The sequence below is a fragment of the Nocardioides ungokensis genome, from assembly GCF_013466985.1.
GTDB classification, from domain to species: domain Bacteria; phylum Actinomycetota; class Actinomycetes; order Propionibacteriales; family Nocardioidaceae; genus Nocardioides; species Nocardioides ungokensis.
Genome location: NZ_CP059164.1, coordinates 2,902,080 through 2,914,334 on the forward strand (window position 1 = coordinate 2,902,080; position 12,255 = coordinate 2,914,334).

General features: G+C 72.6%; 8 protein-coding genes and 1 pseudogene. 5 read left to right on the forward strand and 4 right to left on the reverse strand.

The window, feature by feature from the left end; genetic code table 11:
- Positions 1 to 227: 227 nt before the first annotated feature.
- The 4 genes from H0S67_RS14335 (at position 228) to H0S67_RS14350 (ending at position 6,027) form a co-directional block, all read left to right on the forward strand.
- The gene (locus tag H0S67_RS14335; protein WP_180933596.1) at positions 228 to 1,142 is read left to right on the forward strand and encodes a hypothetical protein; all 915 of its coding nucleotides are present in this window, start codon (positions 228 to 230) and stop codon (positions 1,140 to 1,142) included.
- Between the two features lie 13 nt (positions 1,143 to 1,155).
- Positions 1,156 to 3,021 carry a hypothetical protein gene (locus H0S67_RS14340; protein ID WP_180933597.1) on the forward strand — a complete coding sequence of 622 codons (1,866 nt, stop codon included), beginning with the start codon at positions 1,156 to 1,158 and terminating at the stop codon, positions 3,019 to 3,021.
- Positions 3,018 to 4,199, forward strand: a complete 1,182-nt coding sequence (locus tag H0S67_RS14345) for an acyltransferase family protein (RefSeq protein ID WP_180933598.1) — start codon at positions 3,018 to 3,020, stop codon at positions 4,197 to 4,199. The genes H0S67_RS14340 and H0S67_RS14345 overlap by 4 nt, the downstream gene beginning before the upstream one ends.
- Positions 4,200 to 4,638: 439 nt before the next feature.
- Positions 4,639 to 6,027, forward strand: a complete 1,389-nt coding sequence (locus H0S67_RS14350) for a hypothetical protein (protein ID WP_180933599.1) — start codon at positions 4,639 to 4,641, stop codon at positions 6,025 to 6,027.
- Here H0S67_RS14350 and H0S67_RS14355 read toward each other — a convergent pair.
- The 3 genes and pseudogenes from H0S67_RS14355 to H0S67_RS14365 form a co-directional block, all read right to left on the reverse strand.
- The gene (locus H0S67_RS14355) at positions 5,937 to 8,975 is read right to left on the reverse strand and encodes an alpha-(1->3)-arabinofuranosyltransferase domain-containing protein (protein WP_180933600.1); all 3,039 of its coding nucleotides are present in this window, start codon (positions 8,973 to 8,975) and stop codon (positions 5,937 to 5,939) included. The genes H0S67_RS14350 and H0S67_RS14355 overlap by 91 nt on opposite strands.
- 83 nt (positions 8,976 to 9,058) lie before the next feature.
- A pseudogene (locus tag H0S67_RS28250) lies at positions 9,059 to 10,050 on the reverse strand (alpha-(1->3)-arabinofuranosyltransferase domain-containing protein); the annotation flags it as partial.
- A 47-nt stretch (positions 10,051 to 10,097) separates the two neighbouring features.
- Positions 10,098 to 10,850 (reverse strand): class I SAM-dependent methyltransferase, encoded by a 753-nt coding sequence (locus H0S67_RS14365; protein ID WP_180933602.1) that lies wholly within the window; start codon positions 10,848 to 10,850, stop codon positions 10,098 to 10,100.
- A gap of 39 nt (positions 10,851 to 10,889) precedes the next feature.
- Between H0S67_RS14365 and H0S67_RS14370 the strand changes: the two genes are divergently transcribed.
- Positions 10,890 to 12,053 carry a glycosyltransferase family 4 protein gene (locus H0S67_RS14370; protein ID WP_180933603.1) on the forward strand — a complete coding sequence of 388 codons (1,164 nt, stop codon included), beginning with the start codon at positions 10,890 to 10,892 and terminating at the stop codon, positions 12,051 to 12,053.
- A 16-nt stretch (positions 12,054 to 12,069) separates the two neighbouring features.
- Here H0S67_RS14370 and H0S67_RS14375 read toward each other — a convergent pair whose 3' ends face one another.
- Positions 12,070 to 12,249 carry a hypothetical protein gene (locus H0S67_RS14375; RefSeq protein ID WP_180933604.1) on the reverse strand — a complete coding sequence of 60 codons (180 nt, stop codon included), beginning with the start codon at positions 12,247 to 12,249 and terminating at the stop codon, positions 12,070 to 12,072.
- Between the last annotated feature and the right edge of the window lie 6 nt (positions 12,250 to 12,255).

The window sequence follows — 12,255 nt, forward strand, 5'->3', positions numbered from 1 at the left end:
GTGGCCTACTCGGTCGTCGCCGTCGCCTACCTCGCGATCTACGTCGAGTACGGCCTGAACTTCTCCCCCGGCGACGGCAGCAACCAGCCGTGGTCCCCCATCGCCTGGAACCTCATCGCGGTGGCGCTGCTGCCCGGCCTGGTCGGCGGTCCTCTCACCTGGGAGCCGCTCACCGTCGGCTCGTTCGCCGACCCCCCCAGTTCACCCAGCTCGTCTCCTGGTTCCTGGTGGGCGCCCTGCTCTTCTACGCCTTCCGCACCCGGACCATCAGCCGCCGCGCGTGGGCACCGCTCGGGTTCACGCTGCTGGCCAACGTGGCGCTGCTCGCCTCGGCCCGCGCCAACATCGTCGGTCCGGACATCGCCCGCGAGTACCGCTACCAGACCGAGTCCGGCGCGCTCTTCGTGCTGGGCGTGGGACTGGCGTTCCTCCCGCTGCTCGGGGCCCGCGAGATCAACACCGAGCGGGTCGGCGTCCCGCGCACCTACGAGCGGCGGGCGCTGGTGCTGGTGGCGGTGGCCGCCCTGGGCGTCGCGGCCCTCACCTCCGACACGCGCTACGTCCACCTCTGGCAGGACCGCAACCCCACCGAGGCCTACATCAGCACCGTGCGGGACAGCCTCGCCGCCGCACCGGACAAGCCCGTCCCGCTCGTGGACACCGGGATCCCGCAGACGCTCCTCTGGGCCTTCCGCTACCCCGAGAACTCCTACAGCCACGTGTTCAAGCCGTTCGCCGACCAGACGACCTACCCGCGGAGCTCGGTGGACCGGCTCTACATGTTCGACGACAGCGGCAACCTCGCGCCGGTGGTCATCCCCCCGACCCGGCGGATGATCCCCGAGGTCGGCTGCGGGTACACGCTCCACGGCCGCCGCACGACGATCCCCCTCGACGGGCCCGTCATCGGCGGCGGATGGTGGATCCAGATCGGGTATGCGAGTCCTAAGGCCGTGTCGCTGCGGGTCACCGCGGGCGACGATGTACACGATCTCGACCTGCCCAAGGGGTTGCACAACGTGTTCGTGCAGGCCTCCGGCAGCTTCCAGGAGGTGACCGTGAGCAGGTATCCCCGCTCCAGCGGCCTCTGCGTGGTCGACCTGACCCTGGGCGTGCCCACGCCGGGTGCAGCCGCCTCATGACCGGTCTCGCGCCATGAGCGGCACCGACGTCCGTCCGGCGGCGACGCCCGGGCACGTGACGGAGACGCGGACGCGCCTCGCGTGGCGGTCGCTGCGCCGCGACCGCGTCCTGCAGGCGGCGCTGGCGATGATCCTCGCCCAGCTCGCGTTCCGGGCGTGGGCGACCTACAGCGCGTGGTTCGCCTACGACGACTTCAGCTTCATCTCCCGGATGCTCAACGACGGTCTCTCCCCCGCGGTCGCGGGCCGGCCGTACGCCGGTCACATCATGCCTGCGGGCATGTACCTCACCTGGCTGACCGACCAGGTCGCACCGTTCGACTTCCGGCTCCCTGCGACCCTGCTGCTCGGGATGCAGGCCCTGGCGGACGCGGGCCTGGTCGTGCTCCTGCTGCGGCTCTTCGGAAGCCGTCGCGGCATCCTGGTCCCGCTCGCCCTGTACCTGTCGTGTGCGATCTCGATCCCGCTGGCGATCTGGTGGGCTGCGGGCGTCAACCAGCTGCCGATGCAGGTCGCCCTCTTCTGGGTGCTCGCCTGCCACGTCGCCTACCTGCAGGACGGCCGGGTCCGCCACGCGGTGGCCGCCTGCGCCTGGCTGCTGGCCGGCCTGGCCTTCTACGAGAAGGTCTTGCTGGTGCTGGGTGCCGTGGGACTGGTCTCGCTGTGCTACTTCGCCACCGGCTCGGTCACCGAGCGGCTCCGCTCGCTGTGGGCCCGCTTCCGGACCGGCATCGTCATGTACGTCGCGCTGGGGCTGGTCTACCTCGTCGTCTACGTCGTGGTCGGCCTCAACTTCAGTCCGTCCCGGGCCAACAACGACGCGCTGGCGCAGGTGGCCACCAACATGGTCGTCCACGCCTGGATCCCCGCGATCGTCGGCGGCCCCCTGCAGTGGCTGGAGCTCGACCAGTTCGCGCTGCCGGCCCCCGGAGCGCCGGTGATCCTGGGCAGCTTGGTCGTGGTCGCCCTGGTCGCTCGCGAGATCCACCGCGGCCGCCTGCACAGCCGGCGTGCCTGGCTGCTCCCGGGCTTCTTCCTCCTGTGCAACATCATGCTCGTGGCGGCGGGCCGTGCGTCCTTCGTGGGCGCCCAGATCAGCCTCGACTTCCGCTACCAGGGCGAGCTGGCGGCAGTGACCGCGATCGCCCTGGGCTGCGCCGTCCTGCCGATCCGGGGTGCCACGGAGAGTGCATCGCCGCGAGGTCCGAGCGAGCTGCTGGACCACCCGCGGCGCGTGGCGACACTGGTGACCGCCATCTGCGTGCTGGCGACCGTCTCGTCCGTGCAGTTCATCGAGCACTGGAACGACAACCCGCCGGGCAAGGCCTACTTCGACCGCCTGCTGCCCGCGCTGCAGAGCCGCACGACCCCGGTCACCCTGGTCGACGCGCCGGTCCCGGACGTCATCATGTGGCCGATCGGCTACCCGCTGAACATGCAGAGCAAGCTCCTGCGGCAGTACTCCGACCACACGCGCTTCGTGGACGTCGCGACCGACCACATCTCCATGATCGACCGCAACGGGGACATCGCGCCGGCCGTGGTCGACCCGGTCCGCAGCAACGTCCCCGGCCCCCGCCACGGCTGCGGCTACCGGATCCGCTCGAAGCCGGTGACCGTCCCGCTCAGCGGCCCCCTCGCCTACGGCGGGTGGTGGGTCCGGATCGGCTACCTCGCCAGCGCCGCCAGCCCGGTGCGGGTGACCGCCGGCAACGCGACGTACCGGACGACGCTGCAGCCCGGGGTCCACGCGCTCTACCTGCGCGGGGGCTACACCTTCGACAAGGTGCGGATCTCGGGTCTGGTGGAGGATGTCACCGTGTGCACCGACGACATCGCGGTCGGCCGCCCCGTCCCCCGGACGGAGGTCACGCCGTGAACTTCCAGGACCGGTCCTTCCCGACCCTCAACGCGGTGCGCGCCGCGGGCGCCATCATGGTCGTGCTCACCCACGCGGCCTTCAACACCGGGCAGATCAACCGAGGTTGGACGGGTGCGGCGCTGGCGAGGTTCGACTTCGGGGTGACGCTCTTCTTCATCCTCTCCGGCTTCCTGCTGTGCCGGCCCTACTTCCTCACCCGCGAGCTCGGCCGTGACTGGCCATCGACCCGGCACTTCTACTGGAAGCGGGCCCTGCGGATCCTGCCGATCTACTGGGTGATCGTGGTCGTGGCGCTGACCCTGGACCCGGCCAACGACGACGCCACCTGGCAGGACTGGCTCAGCCACCTGACGCTCACCCAGATCTACCGCCACGACCTGCTGGCGAGCTCGCTGACGCAGATGTGGAGCCTGTGCACCGAGGTGGCCTTCTACCTCGCGCTCCCCCTGATCTGCCACGTGCTGGTCCGCGGGGCGATGCGGGACGGGCACGTGCACCTGCCGACCGTCTTCCGGCGCGCGGCGCTGCTGGGCGCCTTCGGCGTGGCCTGGCAGGCCGTGGTGGCCCAGATCCCGGGCCACGAGGGGCACTACGCCCAGTGGCTGCCCGGCTACCTGCCCTGGTTCCTGGTCGGGGTCTGCTTCGCCGCCCTCTCGGCGAGCCTGGCCGTGCGCCCCCGGGAGCACCCGGTCGAGAGGCTCGCCCACGACCTCCCCGGCTGCTGGATCCTGGCCACGGCGGTCTTCGCCATCGCCTGCTCACCGGTCGCCGGACCGCGGCTCCTGCTGACGCCCGGCGGCTGGGAGGCGGGCGCGAAGGTGGTGCTCTACACCGTGGCGGGTGCGTTCTACGTGCTGCCGCTGGTCTTCGGACCCGAGCTCGAGGGCCGGGCCCGCCACCAGCTGAGCGGCCCGATCCCGGTCTGGCTCGGCGACATCTCCTACGGCATCTTCGCCCTGCACATGTTCTTCCTGAACCTGGTCTTCCGGGTGCTCGACATCACGATCTTCACCGGCCACTTCATCACCGTCGTGCTGGGGACGCTGCTGCTCACGATCCCGCTGGCGACGCTGTCGTTCTACTGGTTCGAGCGGCCGATCATGCGCGCCAAGAACATCCGCTTCTTCTCCCGCATGGATACCAGCGCCCGACCGGAACGGGCCACGGTGCAGTGACCCTCGCGGTGGGGCGGACCGGCGGGCCGACACGGCACGCCGCCGCGTCCCGCCGACCCGGCTCCGCGGTCGTCGTCTGCGGGGTGCTCGTCGTCGTCGCCGCGACCGCCTTCCGGATCTGGGCCCTGCAGGGGGCGTGGTTCTTCTTCGACGACTTCTACTTCATGCAGCTCGCGCTCGACCACGGCCTGACCCCGGCGTACCTCGTCACGCCGTACAACGGCCACCTGATGCCGGCCAGCACCCTCCTGTGCTGGATCAACGCCCGGATCGACCCGCTGGACTTCACGATCCCCGCCACCGAGATGGTGGTGCTCTTCGCCGGCCTGGGCCTGGCCTTCCTGCGCCTCCTGCTCCGGCTGTTCGGCCGGCGTCCGGCCGTCCTGGTCCCCCTGGTGGCCTTCCTCTTCTCGCCGGTGCTCCTGCCGGCGACGATCTGGTGGGCCGCCGGGTCAACCAGCTGCCGATGCTGCTGGCCACCGTGCTGGCCCTCGACGCCTTCGTCGACCACCTCCGCGAGCCGCGCACCGGGAGCCTGGTCCGCAGCCTCGCCTGGATCGCGCTCGGCCTCGCCTTCGTCGAACGCAGCGTGCTCGCCTTCCTGCTGCTGTGGCTGGTGGCGCTTCTCTACTTCTGCTCGGGCACTTTCCCGGAGCGGTGCGCGGAGCTGTGGCGCCGCTACCGCTCGGCGGTCGTGGCGCACGGGGCGTTCCTGGCGGCCTACCTCGCGGTCTACGTCCCGTGGGCGCTCAACTTCGACGCCCGGACAGTCACCCACCGCCCGCTCTTCGCGGTGGTGCGCGACATGGTCGGCACGGCGTTCGGCTCCGCCGCCGTCGGCGGGCCGCTGCACTGGGGTGTCTCGGACGTGACCCAGAACGAGGCCCAGCCCTCCCAGCTGGTGCTGCTGCTCGGCTGGGGCGTCCTGGCGGTGCTCGTCCTCGCGTCGGCGGTCACCCGGCGCCGCGGGCTCCGGGCCTGGCTGCTCCCGGCGTCGCTGCTCGCGGCCAACGCCGGTCTGATCGCGACCAGCCGCGCCATCTACTTCGGACCCCAGATCGCCCTGGACTACCGCTTCCAGACCGAGGCGGCGCTGGCCCTGGCGCTGGCGGTCGGGCTGGCGTTCCTGCCGGTGGCCGGAGCCCGGGAGTGCGCCGAGCCGGTGCCCGCGACCTGGGCCGTGGACACCAGGTCGGTGGCGGTCGGCTCCTGCGTGGTGTTCGTCGTCCTCGCCACCGTCAGCACCGACCGCTTCCCGCTGCGCAACCTGACCACGACCAGCCCCCGCGCCTACTACGCCCACGTGGAGCAGTCGGCCCGGGAGCACCCTGGCACGCAGCTGCTCGACCAACCCACCCCGCGCTGGGTGTGGGCCCCGCTCGCCTATCCCACCAACACCTACAGCCACATGTTCCGGCCGATCGGGCACGGCCTGACCGCGCGCACCATCACCACCGACGACGCCTCGGTCGTCGACGACCGAGGCGTGTTCCGCGCGATCCGCTTCCACCCGGTCCGGCACCAGGTCTCGCGCCTCCCGCGCTCCTGCTTCGGGCACACGTGGCCAGGCACCAGCCGGTGGCGGCTCGACGGGCCGGTGATCGGGATCGGGTGGTTCCTGCGCCTGGAGTACGTCGCGCCCGCCACCACCGACATCGAGATCACGATCTCGGGCGAGCGCTCACACACCCGCCTGTTCCGTGGCCACCACGTGCTGCTGATGCCCGCGATCGGGAGCTACGACTCGGTGGTCCTGGACACCCCGGCCGGCGCTGAACCGGTCTGCCTGCGGGCGATGTCGGTCGGCACCATCTCCCCCGCCTCCTGAGCGCTCGCCGGCGAGGCCGGTGTCCGCGGCTTGTCCGCGCGCCGCAGGGACGCCAGGGCGGCGACGAGGCAGCACACCGCGCCCAGGCTCCAGCCCTGGCTCCAGGTCACCGCCCAGGTCCGGTCGGTGATGGGGTTCCACACCAGCGCGAGGCTCCCCACGAGCAGCGACACCGCGGCGAGCAGCGGCCACCCCTGGAAGCGGCGGACACCGAGGCCCAGCCCGATGGCGGCGAGCATGCCGCCCAGTCCCCACCAGCCGCACAGCAGCCCGCCTGCGGCCAGGGCGACGGCGACGTCGAGCAGGCCCGGCCTCCCGGTCCGCAGCGCCGGGCGCTGCACCCCCTGACGCCCCTGTCGCTCGCGCCGCCAGGACCACGCCAGCGCCAGCACGCACACGCCCATCAGGACCGCGCCGACGACGAGGAGGCCCGAGAAGGTCCTGGCCGGGGCGAAGCTCAGGGCGACCGTCCCGGAGGCACCGGCGGGGAGCCGCCAGCCCTGCTTCCAGCCGTCGACCCGCTGGGCCGTGAGCTCCTTGCCGTGCCAGGTCGCGGTCCAGCCCTCGTTGAAGTTCTGCTCGAGACTCAACAGGGACGCGTCCGGCCGGTCCGGCACCGTGACCGACACCGGCGTGCCCCGCGCGTCGCGCTCCACCGACACCGGCTGGGTCGGGCCGGCAGCCGCCGCGCCGGTCCGGCGCAGGAGCAGCGTGTCGACGCGGAAGAGGCGGGACGGGCGGGCGACCACGTCGGTCGGTCCGGCCACCAGGGGGACCTCGGCTCGGCCGCAGACCTCGAACGGCACGCTCTGTCCCCGGACGAGCGTCTTGGTGTCCACCCGGAGCCGTGTCCGCCGGACCTGACCCCCGATCCTGACCACCGGGCCGGTGCCACATCCGAACGTGCGCGGGTCCGCGGCACCGGGGTTGAGCGGGTGGCCGTTGAGACGGAGCGCGCTGATGCCGGCGGGCGCCTCGACGAACTGCCGCCCGACCACCGAGTAGGCCGTGTCGCTGTCCAGGACCCGCACCCGGAAGGCATCGGTGCGCCAGCCGGGCAGCCGGGCACGGCCGTCCTCGTCGAGCTGCACGACCCGCTTGCGCCCGCCGCTGGACACCTCCAGCCGGGTCGGCTTCGACGCGGCCGCCCGCGGGTTTAGCCGCACCGTCAGTGCGTTCAGCGGCGTCACGTGCCGCAGCCGCACCCGGAACTGCGGATGGGAGCCCCGGGCCAGCCAGGTCGTGGCCCGGTCGCCGTCGACGATGGCCAGCGGGCCCTCCGCGACGTCGCCGACCCGACCGGGCGCCGTCGCGCTCACCCCGGAGCGGAGGAGCAGCTGCGGAACGGTGGTGCTGCGCCGCAGCGACACGGTGCCGCTGAGGTCGTAGCTCGCGGCGTACGCCGGGGTGAAGCGGCGGGCCAGGGTGTCGCCGTCCTCGCCCGGTGCCACCAGCGCGTCGTCACACGGCAGGGCGTGCCCGACCATCACGCAGGCGGCGCGGTCGGTGTCCCGGGCCAGGGACACCGCGTCGAGGGGGTAGCGCTTGTCGGGCGCGGGCAGCTCGAGGTAGCGCTGGGCCTGCACGCCAGGGACGTGCACCTCCGCGATGGCCAGGGATCCGGGCAGCCTCAGGTTGCGGCCGGCGGCGGTGATGCGGAGGAGGTCGGCGTCCTTGAAGCCGAGCTCGTAGGTCCGCGACTCGCCGGGCTTCGGGGCGTCCACCTGCCGCGACGAGCGGCCGGCCGTCAGCTGGAGGCGAGGCACGGCGGCCGAGTCCGGCGCGAGCGTGACGGTGACCCGGGCGAGGTCCTGCGGCCGGGAGAAGGTCGCCTGCCACCACTGGCCCGTCGGGTCGATCTGTCGCGCCGACCGCCAGGCGGTCGCGGGGTCGCCGTCGAGGGCCGCGCCCGGGTGGGATCCGATCTGGAGCGGCGGGAGCGCGTCGGCGTACGCCTCGGAGCTGCTGGCCGCGACGCCGCTGACGTCGCCGCTCCACGCGGCTGTCGTCTGCCAGCGGTCGGGGTCGGCGAGGAAGCGGTGGTCGTGCTCCGGCCCGTGGAGCCGCCACGGGTCGGTCGCGCCGAGGGTGGCCGACTCGTTCCAGCGGACGGCTGCGAAGTTCATCTCGCGGCGCCGGGAGCCGTCGGTGAGGACCTGACCCGACTCGTCGCCACGGGAGTCCTCGGCGAGGACCCGTTGCGCGGAGCCGTCGAGCCCGGGCCGCAGGCCGCTCGCCGGGTCGCCGACCAGCACCTCGGGGCTGCTGGTGAGCCGGGCCGATGAACTGGGCTCCACGTCGTAGACGTCGATCGAGCCGGTGCGGACCGCGAGGCCGGTCCCGGAGACGAGCCGGGTGCCGCCGTCGGTGTAGGTGTAGGACCGCGACCCCACCTTGGGCCCGAACGAGTGCGCCAGCGTGATCCCGGGCGAGGCGGCCAGCACGCTCTGCACGTAGGCGGGGTCGGGGGTCCCGGTCTGGAAGCGGTCGAGGTCGTTGCGGACGACGATCCGGCTGACCCCGTTGGCCGCGAGGTACGACGCGAGCGTGTCGCTGGGGTGCCCGGACTCCACCACCCGGGTCACCGCGTCGAGGAACACCACGTTCCCCGGAGGGGCCAGCGGGATCACGTTGCGCACGGCCCACGGGCTGTCGGCGAGCCCCTGCATCACGTCGTCGTGGACGTTGCCCCAGTCGTAGACGCCGAAGGCGGACGCCGGCAGCTCCAGGGAGGTCGAGCCGTCGCCCTGCTGGGCGAGGTAGTCCGACGCGGCGGTCCAGTAGCGCGGCACCGCGGTGACGCCCGCGCGCGGCGCGATCTCGTCCTGCGCCCAGGGCAGCGCCAGCGCCACCAGGGCCAGCACGGTCGCGACCTGGACGGCGCGCAGGGCCGGGCGGGCACCCACGCCGCGAAAGAGCGCAGGGATCTGCTGCAGGGCGTAGGCCATCCCCAGCACCAGCGGGATCCGGGCACGACGTCGAACTTGTGCAGGTTGCGGAACGGGGCCAACGCGCCGTCGAGGGCGCCGGTCCGGTCGGCCGCCCACCACCCCGCCAGGTCGCCGGAGTAGCCGAAGCCGACCAGGGTCACGCCGACCAGCAGCCCGATGGTCAGGAAACGCTGGTGCGGGTTGCCGCGCAACGCCACGCCGACCAGTCCCAGGGCCACGACCGCGGCCGCGTCGACCATGAGGAACGGCGTGGTCACCAGGTGCTGGCCGGCCGGGTAGTCGATGCCGGCGAAGTAGGCGACCCAGTCCGAGGTGCCGAGCAGGGTCCGGGCCAGCCCGGTCGGCACGGTGGTGATGGTGGCGTTCTCGATGTAGTCGAGGAACGGCGGGCTGTAGCGGCCGAGCAGCAGCAGCGGGCCCGACCACCAGGCGGTCGCCAGTCCGGTGAACAGCACCCACCAGCCGAGCAGCGGCCACTTCCGGGGCCCGGGTGCCCGGGTGAGCAGCCAGACCACCCCCAGCGGGAGCACGGCCGCGACCGCGACCGCGTTCACTCCCCCGCAGGTCGCCACCGCGAGGGCGCTGAGCGCCGCGGCCCGGCGTACCGAGCCGCGTTGGCTTCCGGTGACCAGGGGCAGCAGCACCCAGGGCGCGACGGCCATCGGCCACACCTCGACCGACACCCCCCGAGCAGCGTGGTGATGCGGGGGGTGAGCAGGAAGGCGAAGCCGGCCAGCACCTGGGTTGCCGGCGAGCCGAGGTCCAGGCGCTGGGCGAGGCGGACGATGCCGAAGAACGCCAGGGAGAGCAGCAGGCTCCACCACGACCGCTGGATGACCCACGGTGGCAGGTGCACCAGATGGCCGACCCAGAAGAACGGGCCCATCGGCCACGCGTAGCCGTAGGCCTGGTTCTGCAGCTGGCCGAACGCCGCCTGGGGGTCCCACAGGTGCAGCCCACCGGAGAGGAACTTGCCCGGGGCGGTGACGAGGTCGAACTTGGTGTCGGCCACCATCCGGCCCGCCGACTGGGCGAAGGCCAGCGCGGTGATGACGGCGGCGTACCCCCACATGCGCAGGCGCGACGTGGCCAGCGCCCGCACCGGCCGTTGCTCAGGGTTCACGCCTTCCGCACCACGATGACGAGGTTCCAGGTGATCAGCTCACGCAGCACCGGGACCCGGACCAGCCACTGGCTCCAGCGCGGGTTGTAGCGCGGCAGCACGTCGAGCACCTCGCCCGCGTGCTGGCGCCGCGCCCATGCCAGTCCCGCCCGGACGGTGACCGGGAACAGCGACTCGCCGTACTTGTTCTTCGGCTCGTGCCCGTGCCTGGCCAGGTAGCGCCGCCGGGCCCGCATCCCGCCGAGGAAGTGCCACGGCGCGGTCTCGTGGCCGCCCCACGGGCCGTACCAGACGGTGTAGGAGATGAAGGCGATGCCGCCGGGCCGCGTGACCCGGAGCATCTCGTCGGCCATCGTCCACGGGCTGGAGACGTGCTCGAGCACGTTGGAGGAGTAGCAGAGGTCGACGCTGTCGTCGCGGAACGGCAGGTTCATGCCGTCACCCACGACTGTGCCCGAGGCGATCCGGCCGGTCCCGGCCAGCTCGCCGACGTCGGCGTCCAGCGCCCAGTAGTCGGCTCCGGCGGCGCGGAACGCCGAGCGGAAGTAGCCCGGCCCGCCGCCGACGTCGAGGACCGTCTTGCCGGCCAGGTCGAGGTAGGTCGAGAGCTGGCCGACGGAGTCGTCCGCGATCGCGGAGTAGAAGCGGTCCGGGTCGGTCTGCTCGTGCCGGAACTCGCCGAGGAGCCGCACCGAGCGCCGCAGGTCCGGCGACCAGGGCCGCCCCGGCGACGTGGACCTGTTCCGCATGGCGCAGACCCTATCCCGGGCCCGCGATAGCCTCGCCGCGTGCCGACGACCGATGCCCGCGAGCTCTCCGGCCGCCACGTGGTCTTCCTCAGCTGGCGCGACACCGGCAACCCCGAGGGCGGCGGCGCCGAGCGCTACCTGGAGAAGATGGCGGCCGGCCTGGCCGCGCGCGGCTGCCGGGTCACCGTGTTCAGCGCGGCCTACGCCGGTGGGGCGCCGGTCGAGGTGGTCGACGGCGTGCGCTTCGTCCGCCGGGGGTCGAAGCTCTCGGTCTACCTCCAGGGCATGTGGCTCCTGGCCAGCCGCCGCCTCGGCCGGGTCGACGCCGTGGTCGACGTGCAGAACGGGCTGCCGTTCTTCTCGGCCACCGTCACGCGTCGTCCGGTGATCGTGCTGGTCCACCACGTCCACCGCGAGCAGTGGCCGGTCGTCTACCCGGGGCTCACCGGGCGGGTGGGCTGGTGGATCGAGAGCCGGTTCGCGCCGTACCTCTACCGCCGCAAGCAGTACGTCGTGGTCTCGCGCGCGACCCGCGACGAGCTGAGGGGCCTCGGCGTCCGGGGACCCCGGGTGGCCGTCGTGCACAACGGGACCGACCCGGTCGTGTCGGTCGACGCGAGGAAGACCGCGCACCCGTCCGTGTGCGTCGTGGGCCGGCTGGTGCCGCACAAGCAGGTCGAGCACGCCGTCGACGCGGTGCTCGAGCTGCGATCCGAGTTCCCCGACCTGCGGCTGCGCATCGTCGGCAGCGGCTGGTGGGACGCCGAGCTGCGCCGCTACGTCGACGAGAGGGACGCGGGCGACCTGGTGGTCTTCGAGGGTCACGTGTCGGAGGTCCGCAAGCAGGAGATCTACGAGGAGTCGTGGCTGATGGCCCTGCCGTCGGTCAAGGAGGGCTGGGGCCTCGTCGTCGGAGAGGCAGCAGCCCACGGCACACCCACCGTCGCGTACTCCGCCGCCGGCGGCACCCGGGAGTCGATCGCCCACGGCATCTCGGGGGTCCTCGTGGAGGACCCCGCGCAGTTCACCGCCGCGATCGGCGACCTGCTGCGGGACGCCGACCGCCGGCGCGAGCTCGCCGCGGGCGCGCGCCGTCACAGCGACCGCTTCACCTGGGGACATGCGCAGGGCGCCTTCGCTCACGTGGTGGCGTCGGCGATGCGGGGTGAGAAGGTCGACAGCCAGGACGCCGTCGAGGAATGAGGTAGGGGTTCGGCGGCTACTGACCCGTGCCGTAGTCGATGACGGGGTTGCTGACATTGGCCGGCGACTGGGCGGGGCCATCAGTCTGCGACTGGATGACTCCGATCAGGGTGACGCCGGCCAGGGTTCCGCCGACGACCACGCCGACGACGGACAACAGAAATGGCTGCACTATGGATTCCTCCCTCTCCACCACGAAAAT